The sequence below is a fragment of the Mesorhizobium sp. M4B.F.Ca.ET.214.01.1.1 genome (genome assembly GCF_004791545.1).
GTDB classification, from domain to species: Bacteria; Pseudomonadota; Alphaproteobacteria; order Rhizobiales; family Rhizobiaceae; genus Mesorhizobium; species Mesorhizobium abyssinicae.
The window spans coordinates 1-16,827 of record NZ_SRUX01000023.1 but is presented as its reverse complement, the minus strand read 5'-3'; the positions used below and the strand labels follow the sequence as shown (position 1 = coordinate 16,827).

General features: G+C 65.9%; 20 protein-coding genes. 8 read left to right on the top strand and 12 right to left on the bottom strand.

What is annotated here, in order from left to right:
• Positions 1–2: 2 nt before the first annotated feature.
• Positions 3–182 (bottom strand): hypothetical protein, encoded by a 180-nt coding sequence (locus EN857_RS31180; protein ID WP_127286283.1) that lies wholly within the window; start codon positions 180–182, stop codon positions 3–5.
• A 28-nt stretch (positions 183–210) separates the two neighbouring features.
• On the opposite strand from EN857_RS31180, the gene EN857_RS31175 reads away from it, so the two are divergent.
• On the top strand, positions 211–522 hold the full coding sequence (locus EN857_RS31175; protein ID WP_127286282.1) for a hypothetical protein: 312 nt from the start codon (positions 211–213) through the stop codon (positions 520–522).
• A gap of 134 nt (positions 523–656) precedes the next feature.
• Here the strand turns inward: EN857_RS31175 and EN857_RS31170 are convergent, their stop codons facing one another.
• Entirely contained in the window at positions 657–1,253 is a 597-nt protein-coding gene (locus EN857_RS31170; protein WP_135859569.1) for a YdeI/OmpD-associated family protein, read from the bottom strand.
• 225 nt (positions 1,254–1,478) lie between these two features.
• The gene (locus EN857_RS31165) at positions 1,479–2,381 is read right to left on the bottom strand and encodes a S1C family serine protease (RefSeq protein WP_127286280.1); all 903 of its coding nucleotides are present in this window, start codon (positions 2,379–2,381) and stop codon (positions 1,479–1,481) included.
• 224 nt (positions 2,382–2,605) lie between these two features.
• On the opposite strand from EN857_RS31165, the gene yghU reads away from it, so the two are divergent.
• The gene (gene yghU / locus EN857_RS31160) at positions 2,606–3,478 is read left to right on the top strand and encodes a glutathione-dependent disulfide-bond oxidoreductase (protein WP_127286279.1); all 873 of its coding nucleotides are present in this window, start codon (positions 2,606–2,608) and stop codon (positions 3,476–3,478) included.
• Between the two features lie 93 nt (positions 3,479–3,571).
• Here yghU and EN857_RS31155 read toward each other — a convergent pair whose 3' ends face one another.
• Together EN857_RS31155 and EN857_RS31150 are read right to left on the bottom strand one after the other, a co-directional pair.
• Positions 3,572–3,826: a hypothetical protein gene (locus tag EN857_RS31155; protein WP_127286278.1), complete on the bottom strand. Its 255-nt coding sequence runs from the start codon at positions 3,824–3,826 to the stop codon at positions 3,572–3,574.
• Positions 3,827–3,904: 78 nt separating this feature from the next.
• Complete coding sequence (locus EN857_RS31150; RefSeq protein WP_189379645.1) at positions 3,905–5,101, bottom strand: PLP-dependent aminotransferase family protein; 1,197 nt, start codon at positions 5,099–5,101, stop codon at positions 3,905–3,907.
• 434 nt (positions 5,102–5,535) lie between these two features.
• Here EN857_RS31150 and EN857_RS31145 point away from each other — a divergent pair, with 434 nt between their 5' ends.
• The gene (locus EN857_RS31145) at positions 5,536–5,850 is read left to right on the top strand and encodes a GYD domain-containing protein (RefSeq protein ID WP_127286276.1); all 315 of its coding nucleotides are present in this window, start codon (positions 5,536–5,538) and stop codon (positions 5,848–5,850) included.
• A 22-nt stretch (positions 5,851–5,872) separates the two neighbouring features.
• Positions 5,873–6,169: an antibiotic biosynthesis monooxygenase gene (locus tag EN857_RS31140; RefSeq protein WP_127286275.1), complete on the top strand. Its 297-nt coding sequence runs from the start codon at positions 5,873–5,875 to the stop codon at positions 6,167–6,169.
• Between the two features lie 421 nt (positions 6,170–6,590).
• On the opposite strand, the gene EN857_RS31135 is transcribed toward EN857_RS31140, so the two are convergent.
• The 5 genes from EN857_RS31135 to EN857_RS31110 form a co-directional block, all read right to left on the bottom strand.
• On the bottom strand, positions 6,591–7,781 hold the full coding sequence (locus EN857_RS31135) for an amidohydrolase family protein (protein WP_127393082.1): 1,191 nt from the start codon (positions 7,779–7,781) through the stop codon (positions 6,591–6,593).
• A gap of 502 nt (positions 7,782–8,283) precedes the next feature.
• Positions 8,284–8,772 carry a GFA family protein gene (locus EN857_RS31130; RefSeq protein ID WP_127287335.1) on the bottom strand — a complete coding sequence of 163 codons (489 nt, stop codon included), beginning with the start codon at positions 8,770–8,772 and terminating at the stop codon, positions 8,284–8,286.
• Positions 8,773–8,830: 58 nt separating this feature from the next.
• Entirely contained in the window at positions 8,831–9,373 is a 543-nt protein-coding gene (locus EN857_RS31125; protein WP_127287336.1) for an isochorismatase family protein, read from the bottom strand.
• Between the two features lie 279 nt (positions 9,374–9,652).
• Positions 9,653–11,665, bottom strand: coding sequence for an amidase (locus tag EN857_RS31120; protein WP_135859568.1), 2,013 nt, complete (start codon positions 11,663–11,665; stop codon positions 9,653–9,655).
• Between the two features lie 248 nt (positions 11,666–11,913).
• On the bottom strand, positions 11,914–13,506 hold the full coding sequence (locus EN857_RS31110) for a WD40 repeat domain-containing protein (RefSeq protein WP_135859567.1): 1,593 nt from the start codon (positions 13,504–13,506) through the stop codon (positions 11,914–11,916).
• A gap of 332 nt (positions 13,507–13,838) precedes the next feature.
• On the opposite strand from EN857_RS31110, the gene EN857_RS31105 reads away from it, so the two are divergent.
• From EN857_RS31105 to EN857_RS31090, 4 genes are all read left to right on the top strand, one after another.
• Positions 13,839–13,934, top strand: a complete 96-nt coding sequence (locus tag EN857_RS31105) for a putative RiPP precursor (RefSeq protein WP_187331514.1) — start codon at positions 13,839–13,841, stop codon at positions 13,932–13,934.
• A 78-nt stretch (positions 13,935–14,012) separates the two neighbouring features.
• Positions 14,013–14,108: a putative RiPP precursor gene (locus EN857_RS31100; protein ID WP_127286952.1), complete on the top strand. Its 96-nt coding sequence runs from the start codon at positions 14,013–14,015 to the stop codon at positions 14,106–14,108.
• 97 nt (positions 14,109–14,205) lie between these two features.
• Positions 14,206–14,307, top strand: coding sequence for a putative RiPP precursor (locus tag EN857_RS31095; RefSeq protein ID WP_127286951.1), 102 nt, complete (start codon positions 14,206–14,208; stop codon positions 14,305–14,307).
• Between the two features lie 66 nt (positions 14,308–14,373).
• Complete coding sequence (locus EN857_RS31090) at positions 14,374–14,466, top strand: putative RiPP precursor (RefSeq protein WP_127286950.1); 93 nt, start codon at positions 14,374–14,376, stop codon at positions 14,464–14,466.
• 78 nt (positions 14,467–14,544) lie between these two features.
• Here the strand turns inward: EN857_RS31090 and EN857_RS31085 are convergent, their stop codons facing one another.
• Positions 14,545–15,726: a hypothetical protein gene (locus tag EN857_RS31085; RefSeq protein ID WP_128273448.1), complete on the bottom strand. Its 1,182-nt coding sequence runs from the start codon at positions 15,724–15,726 to the stop codon at positions 14,545–14,547.
• Between the two features lie 90 nt (positions 15,727–15,816).
• Complete coding sequence (locus EN857_RS31080) at positions 15,817–16,590, bottom strand: exodeoxyribonuclease III (protein ID WP_127394221.1); 774 nt, start codon at positions 16,588–16,590, stop codon at positions 15,817–15,819.
• Positions 16,591–16,827: the final 237 nt, after the last annotated feature.

Below are 16,827 nucleotides of genomic sequence, written 5' to 3'. Positions count from 1 at the left end.
GATTAGAGAAAAGATTTCGTTCGTTGCGCCAGTTCCGGCTGGACTGCCGCGAACATCTGGCGCCAGCGGTGGCCCCGCCCGGCGGAAACAATCCAGAAACAAGATTCAACAGTTGGGAAAAACTCGCGAAAAAACCGGGTGGCATAACCATTCCCGGAGCAGCCGGGTGCGGCCAGCGACATATCGATCTTCGAAAAGGAAATGCCGATTATGAAAAAGACCCTTCTCTCCGTTCTCGGCCTGGCCGTCGCGCTCGCTTTCGCGGTGCCGGCGCTCGGCACCAGCGCCGCCAACGCGGGCACCACCACCCCTGCCGCGACGACGACCACCACCACGACCACTGCTGCTCCGGCCGCGACCACCGAGACGGCGAAGCCCGCCGCCAAGGCCACCCATCACAAGAAGCATCACAAGCATCACGCCCGCAAGCATCACCTGAAGAAGCACCGCAAGCATCACGCCAAGAAGCATCACGTGAAGAAGCACCATGTGAAGAAGCACGTCGCCAAGAAGGCGGCCTAAGTCCCGATCTCCTCCCACCGGGATTGCTTTTTCATGGCCGGATGGTCCCGACCCCCCTGGACCATCCCACCCCGGAAACGCCGCCTCCGACCCGAGGCGGCGTTTTCCGTTGATGCCGGGCTGCGCCGGCCGAGCTATTTCTTGCCCTGCGGATGGATCGTCTCGCCGCGCTTCAGCATCTCGACGAGGTCGGCGATTTTCTTCCTGCGGCCGGCCTCGGTCTTCATGTTGTGGGTGCGGAAGGTGAGCGCGAAGCGGTTCTGGGCGTTGAGCCCGGCCAGCATCGCCTTCGCCTTCGGCTCGGCGTCGATGGCGGCCTGCAGGTCGGGCGGGATGGTCATTTCCTTGGCCGAATAGGCGCGCGCCCAGCGGCCGTCGGCCTTGGCCGCCTCGACTTGCCGCAGCCCATCTTCGGTCATGCGACCCGCCTCGACCAGGCGGGCGACATTGTCGACGTTGATCCTGCTCCAGGTGCTCTTGTTGCCGCGCGGCGTGTAGCGCTGCAGGTAGCTCTTGTCGTCCAGGCTCTTGCGCACCGCGTCGATCCAGCCGAAGCACAGCGCGACGTCGATGGCCTCTTTCGGCGTGATCGAGGGCAGGCCGGAACCGACCTTGTGGATATTGATCCAGACCTCGGTCTCGCTGGCGTGGTGACGGGCGAGCCAGGCACGGAAGCGCTCGGCATCGGCGAATTCATGCACCTTGCCGGGATCGACTTTTACGGGCGGCATCAGACGGGTCCTCGTTGCGCAGCGCCGAAACCGCCGATCTCCCCCCTTGTGGGGAGATGGCCGGCAGGCCAGAGGGGGGCGCTGTCCCGCCAGCCTATCAGCGAGTTACATCTCGGCTTCGTTCATGATTCTCTGTAGAGAATAGATCAAAGGATGCGATCCTTCGCGCCCCCTCTGCCCTGCCGGGCATCTCCCCCACAAGGGGGGAGATCGGCAGCTTCAACCTCACTGCAGATGCGGCTTCCTGAGAAAGCTGTTGCGGTCGGCGGATTTCACGCGGAGCCAGGTCTCGCGACCGTCGCGCACCACGCGCAGCGGGATTTCGGAGCCGGCCGGGTTTTGCCAGAGCTTGCGGTAGAAATCGGCAAGGCCGTCGACCTCCCCGTCCCTGACGTCGGAGATGATGTCGCCCTGGCGCAGGCCGGCCTTGGCGGCGGGGCCGCCTTCGGTGACGCTCATCACCACCACCACGCCGTTCGACTCGGCCGAGAAGGCGCCGAGCCACGGGCGCGGCGGCTTGACCACCTGGCCGCGCGTTAGCAGGTCGTCGAGGATCGGCGGCAGAAGGTTGATCGGCACAATCATGTTGATGTCGGCGACTTCGCCGGCGCGGCTCATCTGCAGGCGCAGCGAGCCGACCCCCAGCAGGTTGCCGTCCTTGCCGAACAGCGCCGCGCCGCCCCATGAGGGATGGGCGGGCGCGATGAAGATCGCCTCGTCGAGCAGATACTCCCAGTAGCCGGCGAATTCCTGCTTGGTGACGATATGAGAGCGCACGCTCTGGCCGATGCCGTCGACGAGCGTCACGGCGTCGCCGACCTTGGCCTTGTGGGCGTCGCCCAACGCCACCGCCGGCAGGCCGAGCGGCGACAGCGCCTGGACCAGGCCGAAACCCGATTCCTGGTCGTAGGCCAGCGCATGCGCGGGCACGACGCGGCCGTCCTGGTCGGTCAGCCAGACCTCCTCGGCTTCGGTGATGAGATAGCCGATGGTCAGCACCAGCCCGTCGTCGCGGATGACGACGCCACTGCCCTCGCGGCGCGTGCCTAGCGTGTTGGCGGTGAAGGCATCGTCGGGAACCGTGGCGCGGACGGCCACGACGGAGCGTGAAATCTGGTCGATGGTCATCGGTTCATCCTGGCAAGATCGTTTCCTCTATAGGTATGGCGGATGGGGGGAGGCGCAAGGGTTGCTCTCCCCTTCCCCTTGCGGGTGAGAACGGAAATGGCTGCGCCTCGACAATAGTTCAACAAATTTTGGACTTCCCTATTTGACGCGCGCTCGGTCGCACCTAAGTTTAGCTCGAACCGACCGATCAACCCGCACCCCGCCAAACCCCATAAGGCCTCCCGATGAACCAATACACACCGCCGAAAGTCTGGACCTGGAGCAAGCCCAATGGCGGCACCTTCGCCAGCATCAACCGGCCGATCGCCGGCCCGACGCATGAGAAGGAACTGCCTGTCGGCAAGCATCCGCTGCAGCTCTATTCGCTGGCCACGCCCAACGGCCAGAAGGTGACGATCATGCTTGAGGAGCTTCTGGCGCGCGGCCACAAGGGTGCCGAATACGATGCCTGGCTGATCCGCATCAACGAAGGCGACCAGTTCGGCTCAGGCTTCGTCGAGGTCAATCCCAATTCCAAGATCCCGGCGCTGATGGACCGTAGCGGCGAGAAGCCGATCCGCGTCTTCGAATCCGGCGCGATCCTGACCTATCTGGCGGAAAAGTTCGGCGAATTCCTGCCGAAGGATCCGGCGGCGCGGGCCGAAACCTTCTCCTGGCTGTTCTGGCAGATGGGGTCTGCCCCCTATCTCGGCGGCGGCTTCGGCCATTTCTACGCCTATGCGCCCGAGAAGATCGAATATGCGATCGACCGCTTCGCCATGGAGACCAAGAGGCAGATGGACGTGCTCGACCGCAGGCTGGCAGAGAGCGAATACCTCGCCGGGCCGGACTATACGATCGCCGACATGGCGGTGTGGCCGTGGTATGGCGGCCTGGCCAAGGGCCGCAGCTACAACGATGCCCACCAGTTCCTGTCGGTGCATGAGTATGAACATGTGCAGCGCTGGGCCGACGCCATCGACGCGAGGCCGGCGGTGAAGCGCGGCCGCATGGTCAACCGCCTCTCCGGCGACCCGGCCTTCCAGTTGCACGAGCGCCACGACGCCAGCGACTTCGAGACGAAGACGCAGGACAAGCTTCTGGCCAAGGCAAGCTGAGGGATGAGGAGCCAATCTCCGGGATTGGAGTTTGGCCCAGCAATTCCAGGAAGTGTGTTCAGTCTCAGCGTTTCCCTGAAACGCTGAGACGCCTCAAAGCATCGCCGACAGCAGCAGCATGGCGCCGACGCCCGCCATCAGCAGGCCCGGCCAGTTCCGCGACAGACCGAGGAAACCGAGTCCGCGCCGCCGCGGCTCGAGTGTCGGCGCGGCCAATCTTGACGCCGTCCGGTCGGTGGCTGTGCCGAGCGGTGTCGGCTCGCTGAGCCGCCCGCGCCCGAGCGCCGCGCCGGCCATATAGACGACGCCGGCAACGACCAGCAGCGCACCGATGAGGATCATCGTCATCCCTGCTCTCCTTGGGTTCAGAGCCCGGTGCGAATGAAACGCCAGGACGCCCCTGCAGGTTCCGGTGTCGCTGCCCCGCTACCCCAGCAGCTTCGCCAGCCGCGGAATGCCCTCGCCCACGGCGCGGCTGTCGGCGAGCGTGAAGCTCAGCCTGAGCGTGTTGCGGCCGGTGCCGTCGGCATGGAACGCATTGCCCGGCACGAAGGCGACGCGCGCTTCCTTGACGGCGCGGGCAAGCAGCGCCGTGGCGTCGCTGCCCTCGGGCAAGGTGACCCAGACGAACATGCCGCCATCCGGCCGGCTCCACGTCACGCCCTCGGGCATATGGGCCTCCAGCGCGCCGAGCAGGCCGTCGCGGCGGGCGCGATAGGCGCCGATCAGCTTGTCGACCTGCTGGTCGAAGATCGCCTCGGCGGCGCGATGCATGGCCACCTGGTTGATCGAGGGGCTGTGGAGGTCGGAGGCCTGCTTCATCAGCACCAGGCGCTCCACCACGCGGCGCGGCGCGCAGACCCAGCCGACGCGCATGCCCGGCGAGAGGATCTTCGAGAACGAACCGCAATAGAGCGTGCGGGCATTGTCGATGCCGCCCGAGCGCTGGCAGTCAAGCGCCAGTATCGGCGGCACGCCTTCGCCGTCATAGCGCAGCGCGCGGTAGGCGGCGTCCTCGATGACGGCGATGTCGAGTTCGCCGGCGAGGTCGAGCACCGCTTCGCGCTGTTTCAGGCTGAGCGTCTCGCCGGTCGGGTTGGCGAAGTCCGGCACCAGATAGGCAAACTTCACTTTGCCGCCGGCGGCGGCTGCCGCTGCGTGGTAGGCAGCGGGCGTCATGTTGCCGCCATCTGGGGTCAACCGGTCGTAGCGCGGCTCATAGGCGTTGAAGGCCTGCAGCGCGCCGAGATAGGTCGGCCAGGTGACGAGCGCGGTGTCGCCCGGCGAAAGAAACAGCTTGCCGAGATAATCCAGCGCCTGCTGCGAGCCGGAGGTGATGAAGATGTTGTGCTCATCGCAGGCGACGCCGAGCTTGCCCATCTGGCCCGCCAGCCATTTCCTGAGCGGCAGGTAGCCCTCGCTCACCTGGTACTGCAGCGCCGCGCCCGCCTCCGGGCCGCCGAGCACCGAGGCATAGGCATCGCTGATGGCGTCGGCCGGAAACAGCGCCGGATCCGGAATGCCGCCGGCAAAGGAGATGATGTCTGGCTGGTCGAGCAGTTTCAGCAGCTCGCGGATTTCTGACGCCTTCATGCGCGAAGCGCGCGACGCCAACAGGTTCATCAGGGTCAAGGCCCACCTCCCAGTGGATGGTCATTCTTGCTCGGGCATGATCTTGTGCAAATCCGGGTTCCCGGTTTCCGCGATCATGCGCATTTAGGTCAATGTAGCTGACCTATTATCAGGCTCCATCGCCGGTTGGAATAGGCAGAAGGGCGTTCCGCGTGGCCCAGGGAGAAAAAAGCATATCAGCGACGATGCATGGAAAGTTGTTGCGCTTCATGACCGTCGATGCAACCGCGCCTTGGGCGGGATTGTCGTCATATTAGAATAGGCGCATATTGCTGAAGGCCGAAGCGTCGCTCCGGTTGCAAGGCGCTGTCGGCATGGCTGCCGGGCGGTCGAGGCCACGTCAAATGTCAGTGAAAGGACAAGCAACTCGGGTGCTGCTCAAACAATCCGGCAGCCCGGGACAATGATATTTGGAGGAGATACCCATGAAGGTCACCGTGTTGGCAAATTATGCATCCCACGCCGCCAAAGGACTGATGCAGGGCTCGGACCGGCAAGCTGCAGTCAAGGCGCTTTTTGAAAGCGTCGGCGGCAAGATGACCGGCTTGATGTTCACGCGCGGCGCCTATGACGTCGTCGTCAATGGTGAGGTGCCGGACCAGGCTGCCGGGATGGGCATCGCCCTTGCCGTGCGGGCAAGCGGCTCGTTGAGCGACTTTGTCATCCTCGAAGAACTCGACATGAAGGCCGTGCTCGCGGCCGCCAACAAGGCTGCCGGCGCCTACAAGCCAGCCGGCTGACCGCAACCGATCGGAGCAAGCCATGACCGCCTACAACGTCGTCCGCTTTCGCACCAAGCCAGGCAAAGAGAAGGCCTTCGTCGATGCGCATGAGAAGATCTCACTGACGGCCAAGGGTTTTCGCAAGGGCGCCCTGATCAAGACCGGCGAGCGCACGTTCTGCATGGTCGGCGAATGGGACGACATGGACAGCCTCGCGGCGGCGCGCCCGTCGATGATCGGCGTCCTCGACACGTTTCGCGATATGCTTGAAGACCTCGGCGGCGATCTCGGCGTGACCGACCCGGTGTCGGGGACGGTCGTCGCGGAAATAAACTAGGGCGCGTCGCCAATCTGCGATGGCCGGGCCGCCGGGCGCTCGGCCGTCGCCGTTCGGCTGGACGCGCGGCGGCATGTCGATCGCCGCGCGCCGGCCTCCTAGAACGGCAGCCGTATTTCGTGGGGCTGAACCGATTCCGTCCAGCCGATATCCTTCTGGGTCTCAGGCGGCAATTCGTTCAATTCACGCATTGTTTCTTTGTGCCTGGAGGCTCGCTTGAGAGCAGCTCCAAGCCTGCGAAGGGTTTTGAACATCGATATCCTCCGTATCGCTGCGGCGCAAAGAGCGATGCTGCCCTCTCACGCCGCACCGGTTTTGCGCCGCGTGTGTATCCGATCGATTGCACGAGAACGGTGAAAGACTTCACAAAACAGGCCAGCGCGAAACATTTGCATACAAATTGATTTGGAGTACGCGCGGCCTACAACACCGCCCCATCTTTCGCCACCACCCTGCCCGCCCGGTACACCGTACGCTCCCCTGGCACCGCCACCACCGCCTCCGGCACATGTTCGGCTTTGAGCACCACGAAATCTGCTCTGGCGCCGACTTCGATGCCGTAGCCTTCGAGCCCAAGCGCCTTCGCGCCGGCATAACTCACCACGTCATAGGCGGCTTCCAGCTCCCAATCCTCGTAGAAGCCGGAGCGGTAGCCGATCATGCTGGCGCGGTTCAGCATGTCGCCATCGCCATAGGGCCACCAGGAATCGCGGATGTTGTCGGAGCCGCTGAAGACGGTGACACCGGCCTTGCGCAGTGCCGCCACCGGCGGGAAGGCGTGGTTGCCGGGCGCGTCGGTCATGATGGCGACGCCTGAGGCGGCGAGCATGTCGCCGGCCCTGGCCAGCGCGTCGGCCGGGATGTCGCCCAGCGCGTAGGCGTGGCTGACGGCGACGTTGCCGCCCATGCCCAATGCCGTGGTCCGCGCCGCGATCTCCTCGATCTGGAACAGGCCGAGCGTGCCGCCATCGTGCAGATGGATGTCGACGCCGACGCCATGCTTTCCGGCGAGGCCGAACACCACGTCGAGATGGGCCTTCACATCGCGGTCGAAGCTCGCCGGGTCGAGCCCGCCGACGAGGTCGCAGCCGAGCCTTAGAGCTTCGTCCAAGAACTCCGGCGTGCCGGGCGACGACAGAATGCCGCTCTGCGGGAAGGCGACGAGCTGGATGTCGATCAGCTCGCGATATTTCTCGCATATGGCGAGGATCACTTCGAGATGCTTCAAGCCGACCGAACCGTCGACCATGACGTGACTGCGCATGGCGAGGCTGCCGTGGCCGATGCACAGCTCGAGCTGGTTTTTCGCGCGCTCTGCCATCGGTGCGGCCGCGCTGAGGTTGCGCGCCTGGAAGGCAACGCGCTCGCGCACGTCGAAGCCGTTGGTGCAGGGAATGTGCGGTCGCCAGGCATCGCCGTAGAAGGAGGTGTCGAGATGGATATGCCCCTCGACGAAGCCCGGCAGCACGAGCTGGCCGCCGAGATCCGTGCCCGCCGACAGGCCGGCCGCTGAGGCGGGCGTGATGGCGTTGAAGCGCCCGTCCATAACATGGAGGTCGACCAGCGAGCCATCGGCCAGCCTGGCTTTGCGGAAAATCGTCTGTTCGGTCAAGGGCGCCGTCCGGTCTGGTTGCTGCGCCAGTCGTCGCCGCTCGGCCGGCCAAGGTCAATGCGAGCCGGCCGAGAAACTGTTTCTTGCCGATGACGCAACCGGCGATCGCCATTTTCGCGCCAGGGTGGCAACTTCCAGGCCCGAATCCGCACAATCCCGCCGGCATATTCCGCTATCGCGGAAGTTCCGCTTCGTTGCCGATATGCGATGGTGTTTTCGCGGCGGTACGAGCCGCCCTGGTCGACGCGGGCCCGAAAGCACCCCAACATGCGCCCCCGCGGCCCCGTCGACCACGGCCGGCTCTCTTCAAAACGGCCCGCGCCATTGGCATGGCGCGGTCGTAGAGGGTTTTGGTTTCGATTGGTTCACGGAATGTCCGCTGGACGTTCCGCAATATTATCCAATTCGAAAATGCTGCTGTTCGAAAAATGCCAAGGGCAGCATCGACGAGATTGAGTGGTGGCAGCCCCCCGCTCCGCCGGTTAAGGCGCCAACAATGCGCTCAGCCGGCGGAGCCACCAGCTGCAAAAGCCTCCTTCGCGAGAGCCTGGGCAAACTCAGCCATCAGCGCGCCGTATTCCTCCATCGCCGGCAACGCCGCGTAGCTGTGCACGGCGGGCGTCGCCGCAAAGGGCAGTCTCTCGCTGGTCCAGGTCTCGACAAAGGGCGTGAACCAGCCTGGATCGTCGAGCATGGTCGGGCGCAGGTTGACGAACCAGTCGAGCCCCTCCGGCCGGGTGAACATCCAACTCATGCAATGCGGGCAGAAATAGTGGTGCGATGCGCCGTGCAGTCCGCCAATGACCGGCTCGCCTTCGGTGACCACGAAGGCCTCGCTCGGGATCGCCGCACTCAGCGAATAGGCGCTGGCCGCCATGCGCTGGCAGCCGGTGCAATGGCAGGCCATGGTCAACAGCGGCGGGGCGGTGACCCGCAGCCGAACGCGGCCGCAGCGGCATCCGCCTTCGGCGGGCAGGTTGAGGCTTGGCATGGTGGGGCCTCCCCGGGTTGGTTGAAGGGCGCCTGCCTTCTCCCTTCCGGGAGAGGGTTCAGCGTCCGCTCAGCGTCGCCGCCGTCGCCAGCTTCGCGCCGGCCTCTTCGAAAGCCGCGTTGTGGCGGGCGATGATCGCTGCGGCGCTCTCGGCAGGCGTATCCAGCGTCGAGTGCGCGTCGGACACCACGGTGACGCCGAGACCTCGCGCCATCGCGCCCTTCAGGGTCGCCGCGACGCAGAAGTCGCTCTGGGCGCCGAGCAGGATGACAGCGCCGGCGCCCTGGCCGGCCACCCACTCGCCAAGTGCGGCATTGGAGAAGGCATCGCCGACACGCTTGCCGAAGGTCGGCTCGTCATCGGCCTGGCCGAGCCCCGGCCATACCGGCCAGCCGCTCGCGCCCGGCGCCAGCGGATCGCCTTGCGGGCCGTCATGGCGGATGAAAGCGACCTTGCGGCCGGATTCTCGCGCCCAGTCGATCACCGCGCGGGCACGGGCGACAATACCCTCCGCGTCATGGATCGGCGGCTCGAAGCGGCCGTCGAACATGCCGGTCTGGAGATCGATGACAATGAGCGGAGCAAGGCTGGATTCTGGCATGGGCGGGAAGATAGCGTGGGTGGAGGGTGGGTCAAGGATGGATGCTTCACCCGAAGGCGGAGATTGGCGAAAGCGGCGATGACAAATGATCTCCCCCCTTGTGGGGGAGATGCCCGGCAGGGCAGAGGGGGGCGCGAAAGATCGCGGCCTTCGATCACTTGTTCCTCAGAACCCTAAATCGTGCGCCGTAAGATTAGCTGAGAAGTCGGCGGGGCAGCGCCCCCCTCTGGCCTGCCGGCCATCTCCCCCACAAGGGGGGAGATTGGCAGCTTCAACCCCTCACCCGATCCCGCCCGCCACAGCATAGGAGCCAGCGCTGCGCCCATCCGGCAGCCGCACCACGACCGTGACGATCGACCCATAAGCGCCGCGCCAGACGCTGTGGAAGCCCTGATGCGTGGCGGCGGGCACGGAGACGCGGCCGGTGTAGCGGTTGCCGTCCCGCCGCATCGCCATCGGCTCGCCGTTGACGTGAACCTTGACGTTTGCCCCATCGGCAGCGCCGGCATCCAGCGTGACGACGATCTCGGCGGTGTCGCCGGCAGGAATGGTCTCGGCGGTGAGCGTGATGGCGAGTGGCGTGTCGCCGGACCGTGCTGGAATGACGCCGCCACCCGCAAACACATCGTCCGCCAACGCCGGCGTACGTGGCGCGGTGGTGCGGCGCCTCGTGGCGCGCTCGTAGTCGCCGGCCATCGAGAGCAGCGCCACATCCTCATAGGCCTTGCCGGCGAAGGTCAGCCCGACCGGCATGCCGATGTCGGCCATGGTGCCCATCGGCACGGTGACCGTCGGGATGCCGAGATGCCGCCACACCAGATTGCCGTTGGCGACCCAGGTGCCGTTGCGCCAGGCCAGCAGCGCGGAGGCTTCGTTGACGTCGGCATCGGCCGGGCCGACATCGGCGGCGGCGGGCAGCACCACGGCGTCGAAGCTGTTGGCGCCCAGCCAGTCCTCGAAATCGACGCGCCTCGTCGCCTCCAGCCCCTCGAGGCCGGCTTGCATTGTCGGGATGCGCTCGAACGGCGTCACGCCCTGCTTCGCCCGCTCGACATAGTCGGCGAGGTCGAAGCCGTCATCGCCGTAGCGGTCGGGCAGCGCGCCCGGCGGCTGCGGGAAGATTTTTGCGCCGTCGACCGAAGCGAGATCGGGAATCGCCGGATCGGCGTTGGCGCGCAGGAAATCGTCCCAGGACCAGATGCAAAGATCCCAGATCTCGCGCTCGGCGAAATCCTGCGGGACCAGCCCGCGCTCGACCATGGTCTTCGCGCCGGGGCGGTCGCGCTCATAGTTGGAGACGACAGGGAAGTCGACCTCGACCACCTCGGCGCCGAGCGCCTCAAGATCCGCCGCCGCCTGCCGCCAGAGGTCGAGCACCGAGGCGCGCGTCTCGATCGGCTTCGCCGCTTGCGCGTCGCGCCCGATGTACATTTTGGGCACGCCGAGCCGCTTGCCCTTGAGCGCTCCCGCCAGGGGAAGCCCGGCGTAGCTCGCCGGCCTCAGCGCCGAGGCTTTCGGAATCGGCACCCAGGGCTGCACCCGCCAGAAATCTCCCCTCGCCTCGGCATCGTCGGCGACGATCACGTCGAGCAGTTCCAGCATGTCGGCGACGGAGCGTGTGTGCGGCACCACCACGTCCATGGTCGGCACCAGCGGCCAGTTGCCCCTGACGGAGATGACGCCGCGCGACGGCGTGTAGGCGACCAGCGCGTTGTTGGAGGCCGGCGCGCGGCCGGACGACCAGGTTTCCTCGCCGAGCCCGAAGGCGGCGAAGCTGGCAGCCGTGGCGGTGCCGGAGCCGTTAGAGGAGCCTGAGCCGAAAGCGGCGGTGAGATAGTCCTTGTTGTAGGGGCTTTCAGCGCGGCCATAGACCCCGCGCTGCATGCCGCCATTGGCCATCGGCGGCATGTTGGTGAGTCCGACCAGCACGGCGCCGCCGGCGCGCAGGCGCGCTATGGTGAAGGCGTCCTCATTGGCGACGAGATGCTCGAAGGCCGGCGAGCCGGCGGCGACCGTCAGGCCCCTCACCTTGTAGCTGTCCTTGGCGGTGTAGGGGATGCCGTCGAGCGGCCCGAGTGCCTTGCCCTCACGCCGCCGCCGGTCGGAAGCCTCCGCCTCCGCGAACATGTCGGGATTGAGCACCGGCACGGCGTTGAGCGCGATGCCATGGCGATCGTAATGCGCGATGCGCCGCAAGTGGGCGCCGACCAGTTCGACACTGGTGACGGTCCCTTCCTCCAGCGCGCGGCGCAGGTCGGCGATCGAGGCTTCGACGAGGTGGAAGTCGGTCATGGGTGAATTGCGGCTCGTCATGTTCATTGCTGCATAGCAGGCATACATTTGCAGGTCGCGTTCCGTCACACCCCCCTCTGCCCTGCCGGGCATCTCCCCCGCAAGGGGGGAGATCGGATGTCGCTATGCTTTCGCCAATCACCTACGGTGCAAGAAAGGCGCCGCCGCCAGCACTGCCGATCTCCCCCCTTGCGGGGGAGATGGCCGGCAGGCCAGAGGGGGGTGCCTAGGCGCCGAGCAGCAAAGCCTCACTCCTGCGGCGCCCCCGCAAACAGCACCACCCCCTCCCCGCCGGCTGCCGGCCAGTCGCGGATGGTGCGGTCGTAGCCGCCGGTCAGCAGTGTGCCGTCGGCGGCGAAGGCGACCGCATAGATCGGGCCGGTGCCGGGGTCGAACTCGGCGATCTGATTGCCGGTGTCCATGTCCCAGATCCGCGCCGTGCCGTCGAGCGAGACCGATGCCAGCCGCTTGCCGTCGGCGGACAGCGCGATCTCATAGACGGTGCCGGAATGGCCTTCGAAGCGGCGCACTTCCCTGAAGCTGTCGAGGTCCCAGAGCTTGATCGTATAGTCGCCGCTGCCAGTGATCGCATGGTGCCCGTCGGCGGTGAAGAGGGCGCCATAGGCGCCCTGTTCGTGCCCGTGCCAGCTGCGCAGCTGCTTGCCCGCAACGATGTCCCAGAGTTTCAGCTCGCCATCGATGCTGCCCGACAGGGCTTTCGTGCCGTCGGGCGAGACGGCGACCGAGCTCACCGACCAGTCATGGCCGGGCAGCACGTGCAGCACGTCGCCCTTCTCGAGATCCCAGACGATGACGGCGCCAGTGTCGTGGCCGCTGACGGCCAGCTTGCCGTCGGGGCTGATCGCCATGTTCCTGACGCCGCCGTTCTGGCCGGCGGAAAAGACGTGCAGCACGGCGCCGTCGGCAAGCTGGCGCAGCACGATCTCGCCGTCGTCGCCAGCGGTCAGCGCCGTCTTGCCGTCGGGCATGAACAGCGCCGTGCGCGCCATGTCCTTGTGCTCACCCAGATTGCGGATCAGCCGCTTGCCGTCGATGTCCCAGAGCTTGATCATGCGGTCGGTGCTGGCGCTCATCACCTCGCGCCCGTCTTGCGAGACCGCCAGCCAGACGACGGCGTCGCGGTGGCCCTCAGCCTGGGTCGGCAGCGGCGGCGGCGCGGGCGGCAGCGGAGCGACGGTCTCGGGCGGTGAGGCCGTCGCGGGTGGCGGTGCCAGTTGCGGTGGCGAAGGAGCCTCGGGTGGCGCGGCGGGAGGCGCCAGCACGGTCTTCGGCGGCTCGGCAGGCGCGGCAGGCGGCGAAGCCGGCACGGCCGGACTTGCCGGCGCTGGCTCAGCCGCAGGCGGCGTCTTTACCGCCTGCTCCGGTGGCGCGGGCGCTAGAGCCAGCTCCGCCGGCGGCGTTGCGAGGGCCGGCGGCGCGCTGACGACATCCTGTCCGACCTTCGGTTCGTTCGCCGCCTCGCCGCCCCGCCAAGGCTGGTCGGCGAGCAGCGCCAGCACAGTGACCGCCGGCAGGACCTGGAAGAAGCGCCTGAGATGCGGCCGGCCGAGCTCCTGCACCTCCGCCGCACGGCCGAACAGTGGCGCTCCGGCCTGATGCGCCGGCCGTCCCGGCAGAAGGCCGGCGAGGAACAGCAACGCGCCGACCACCAGAGCGAGCGCCGCCACCAGGAAGCCGGTCAGCCGCATCGAGGCGGAATCGGCCAGCGGATGCGCGAGGCTCCCGGCTCCGGTGGCCAGAAACGGCCAGGCATGCATGACGCAGGCGATGGCCGCCGCCAGCAAGGGAAGCGAGAGCAACCTGTCCGTCGATCTGTTCATATGATGCCCCCCGGCCACCCTCTCCGCGCATGGAGAAGACCATCTCGACATCCTAGCCCAGCTTTCCGCGCAGGCTAAGTGTCGGAAATCACACGTGCAGGATTAAAATTGTGATCCGTGCATCCGCTCGGCAGAACAGTGCCCCAGCCGGCAGACCTTCGCGCCAGCCGACGTGACTATCCGGGTTCACGGAGTGTCTTTGATGCAACGCAACTGGGATAACGACAGAAGAAACGCCGGATTCCCCAAGAATAGACGGCAACATCGGGCCTTCAGGTTGACAGGGGACGAGAGTCTGACATCATCCGACCGCGATTAATGGAGAGTTGGATATGAAGAAGACCTATGAAAAGCCGGTCCTGCTCAAGAAGGACAGGCTTTCGGCGGTGACGGCGGGCAACGGCGGTTCCACCCCCATCCCCCAATGATTTCAGCCGGCTAGCGCCTCGAGCATCGTGGCGTGGCCCAATTTGACATTATGCAGTTGGAATGTCGGAGGCCATGAAATGAAGAAGACCTATGAGAAGCCGATGCTGGTCAAGAAGGACCGGCTTTCGGCAGTGACGGCGGGCAACGGCGGTTCCACGCCGATCCCAGGCTGATCCACCCAGCAAGAGCGCTGGCTAGTGACAGTGTTCGTCGGTAAGCGAGCACTGTCGGCCTTTCGAGAGGTGGCTCCGGATATTGGAGAGTGTGGGCATGAAGAAGATTTATGAGAAGCCGATGCTGGTCAAGAAAGACAGGCTGTCGGCGGTGACGGCGGGCAATGGCGGCTCCGGCCCGATAGGGCCGGCAGGCTGATCCGGCGCGAGTGCGCCAAAGCAAACGCCGACACTATCCATCCGGGCACATTTCGAGGACTAGACCATGAAGAAAACCTATGTGAAGCCCGTGCTCGTCAAGAAGGACAGGCTTTCGGCGATCACCGCCAATGGCGCGGGTTCGAACAACCTGATCTGATCCCTCGCCGGCCTCTAAATATTGTTTTGACGCAATTCCGGACGGAAAACCGCTACGCATTTTTCCTGGAATTGCTCCCTAGAGGACCAGCACCAGGTCATCCACCACAAGCTGCCAATGGTGTTTCGTCGACAGACGAACACGGGTCACGGCCTTCAGCATCGGCGCGTAGTGACACGGCGTCAGCGCCGACAGCGTGATCTCGTCACTCGCGATCAACGCGTCGCCCAGCCAGCTTTCGACCAGCGCCGTCTCCCCCTCCGACGCCAGCCAAGCTGCGGTCAGCATCATCGAATGCAGGCCGAAGGGCTGTTGCCGGCCGAATTCCGCCTGATGGCCGCTGCTCGTATAGGCGATGTAATCGCCCGAGACATTGCCGTTGACGTAGCCCTCGCTGTTCTTGGTGTTGTCGCTCGCCATGGCGTTGATATTGCGCCAGGAGAGCCCGGCATGGCCCGTGGGAACCTTGCGCAGGCCGCGCGTGGTGATGTCGTCGAAGCCGATGGTGCTGAGTGCCGCACCAGGCGCGAGGGCGGTGGGCGTGAGCAGGCCAAGATCGGTCGGATAGGCTGACAGCGCTAGCTGCCGGTCGAGACCGCCGCCGGTCACCACAATCGCATCAGCCTCGCCGGCAAGCGCGAAGCGGAAGCCTGCGCCGGGAACAAGCGTTCGGCTTTCAAGGACCTGGCCTTTGGCCATCACCGATAGCGTCGCCTCTATGGCGGCCGGGACCCTGCCGTTCAGGAACCGCCCGGGCGCAAGGCCGACCGGTTTCGGCAAGTCCTCTCCGACGAGGCCAGCCACGGAGCCGGGCACCTCCCGCAGGCGTATCGACTGGTTCTCGTTGGCGCTGCTGGCGCGCCAGCCGGGCGGCACCGAGACCGAGAAGCGGTAGGTGCCGGCCGCGCGGATCCTGGCCCTGCGGCGCCTGGACGACATCGGGAAATTGGCGAAGCCGGCGGGGTTTGTTCGCGCCGCGGCGATGAAGCCGCCGCGCTCGTCGTAAAGCCGCACCATGATGCCGGCCATCGGCCGGTCGGCGAGGCCATAGACCCCGTCGCCATCGACATCCATGTAGACATAAGAGGAGAAGTTGAGCTTGCCGCCGGTGGCTTGCCAGGTCGAGCGCACCGCGTAGTCACGACTGGGATCGGCCCGGCGCCGCATCCGCCGGCGCTCGCGCGCCTGCCAGACGAGAAAGGCAAGCAACGCTGCGGCAGCGAGAAGGATACAGGAGATGACGACGGTCAGGCTGGGCAAGTAGAAGCCTCGGCGGGGATGATTGCGGCACCCTAGCTTGCGATGTGGTGGCTGCACAGGGGGGCGCGAAGGATCGCGGCCGCCGCGAGGTCAGTTCTCCACCTCCACCCACACCGGCGCATGATCGCTGGCGTCGTCCTGCCCGCGCACATCCCGGTCTATGCCGGCCGCCTTCAGGTTGCGGGCGAGCTTCTTCGACAACAGGATGTGGTCGAGCCGCAAGCCGGCGTCGCGGGGCCAGCGGTTGCGGCGGTAATCCCAGAATGTGTAGAGCGTCTGCTTCGGGAAGGCCTTGCGCAGCGCGTCGGTCCAGCCCTGCTCGATCAGCGCGGCGAAAGCGGCGCGGCTTTGAGGCTGCACCAGCGCGTTGTCGTCATAGGAGCGGGTCGGGTAGATGTCGCGCGGCTCTGGCACGATGTTGTAGTCGCCGGCGAGCGCGACCGGCAGGCCGGTATCGAGCAACTGACCGGCATGCGCGGCGAAACGCTCGTGCCAGGCGAGCTTGTAGTCGAATTTCGGCCCCGGTTGCGGGTTGCCGTTCGGCGCGTAGAGGCAGCCAACAACGACGCCGTCGACCGCCGCCTCGATGTAGCGCGCCTGGCGATCGGCCTCGTCGCCGGGCAGCGCGTCGCGCGTCAGCACGGGTTCTGCGCCCTTTGCCAGAATGGCGACTCCGTTCCAGGTCGGCTCGCCCTTCCACACCGCGCCGTAGCCGGCCTTGGCGAGCCTGGTCTGCGGAAACTGCATGTCGCGCGCCTTGAGTTCCTGCAGGCAGACCACATCGGGCTTTGCTTCGGCGAGCCAGGCCAGCAGGTTTTCCAGCCGTCTGTTGATGTTGTTGATGTTGAAGGTGGCGATTTTCATTGGGTCATCAGAACAAGAAGCCGGCATGCGCGGCAAGTGGCCGCCTTACGAGGAGCATTGGAGCTAGCCCTTCAGCGTAAGCGCTGCCCCTCATCCGCCTGCCGGCACCTTTGTAACTTGTCCCTTGCCGACTCTGCTATTGCAGCAGGTGCGGTGGCGGACGAGAGACCGGAGCATCTTTGGGCCTTGAAGCCCGTGGGAGAGCGAGGGTCTTCGTCCGCCGTTCCATCGACCCCG

What these genes read in the sequence shown, in the direction of transcription:
- EN857_RS31155 (WP_127286278.1), bottom strand. Translation starts at nt 3,826, where the DNA reads ATGACGATGATCCTCATCGGTGCGCTGCTGGTCGTTGCCGGCGTCGTC.
- EN857_RS31105 (WP_187331514.1), top strand. Translation starts at nt 13,839, where the DNA reads ATGAAGAAGACCTATGAAAAGCCGGTCCTGCTCAAGAAGGACAGGCTT.
- EN857_RS31180 (WP_127286283.1), bottom strand. Translation starts at nt 182, where the DNA reads ATGTCGCTGGCCGCACCCGGCTGCTCCGGGAATGGTTATGCCACCCGG.
- EN857_RS31165 (WP_127286280.1), bottom strand. Translation starts at nt 2,381, where the DNA reads ATGACCATCGACCAGATTTCACGCTCCGTCGTGGCCGTCCGCGCCACG.
- EN857_RS31090 (WP_127286950.1), top strand. Translation starts at nt 14,374, where the DNA reads ATGAAGAAAACCTATGTGAAGCCCGTGCTCGTCAAGAAGGACAGGCTT.
- EN857_RS31120 (WP_135859568.1), bottom strand. Translation starts at nt 11,665, where the DNA reads ATGACCGACTTCCACCTCGTCGAAGCCTCGATCGCCGACCTGCGCCGC.
- EN857_RS31095 (WP_127286951.1), top strand. Translation starts at nt 14,206, where the DNA reads ATGAAGAAGATTTATGAGAAGCCGATGCTGGTCAAGAAAGACAGGCTG.
- EN857_RS31110 (WP_135859567.1), bottom strand. Translation starts at nt 13,506, where the DNA reads ATGAACAGATCGACGGACAGGTTGCTCTCGCTTCCCTTGCTGGCGGCG.
- EN857_RS31080 (WP_127394221.1), bottom strand. Translation starts at nt 16,590, where the DNA reads ATGAAAATCGCCACCTTCAACATCAACAACATCAACAGACGGCTGGAA.
- EN857_RS31150 (WP_189379645.1), bottom strand. Translation starts at nt 5,101, where the DNA reads ATGAACCTGTTGGCGTCGCGCGCTTCGCGCATGAAGGCGTCAGAAATC.
- EN857_RS31100 (WP_127286952.1), top strand. Translation starts at nt 14,013, where the DNA reads ATGAAGAAGACCTATGAGAAGCCGATGCTGGTCAAGAAGGACCGGCTT.
- yghU (WP_127286279.1), top strand. Translation starts at nt 2,606, where the DNA reads ATGAACCAATACACACCGCCGAAAGTCTGGACCTGGAGCAAGCCCAAT.
- EN857_RS31145 (WP_127286276.1), top strand. Translation starts at nt 5,536, where the DNA reads ATGAAGGTCACCGTGTTGGCAAATTATGCATCCCACGCCGCCAAAGGA.
- EN857_RS31140 (WP_127286275.1), top strand. Translation starts at nt 5,873, where the DNA reads ATGACCGCCTACAACGTCGTCCGCTTTCGCACCAAGCCAGGCAAAGAG.
- EN857_RS31170 (WP_135859569.1), bottom strand. Translation starts at nt 1,253, where the DNA reads ATGCCGCCCGTAAAAGTCGATCCCGGCAAGGTGCATGAATTCGCCGAT.
- EN857_RS31175 (WP_127286282.1), top strand. Translation starts at nt 211, where the DNA reads ATGAAAAAGACCCTTCTCTCCGTTCTCGGCCTGGCCGTCGCGCTCGCT.
- EN857_RS31125 (WP_127287336.1), bottom strand. Translation starts at nt 9,373, where the DNA reads ATGCCAGAATCCAGCCTTGCTCCGCTCATTGTCATCGATCTCCAGACC.
- EN857_RS31130 (WP_127287335.1), bottom strand. Translation starts at nt 8,772, where the DNA reads ATGCCAAGCCTCAACCTGCCCGCCGAAGGCGGATGCCGCTGCGGCCGC.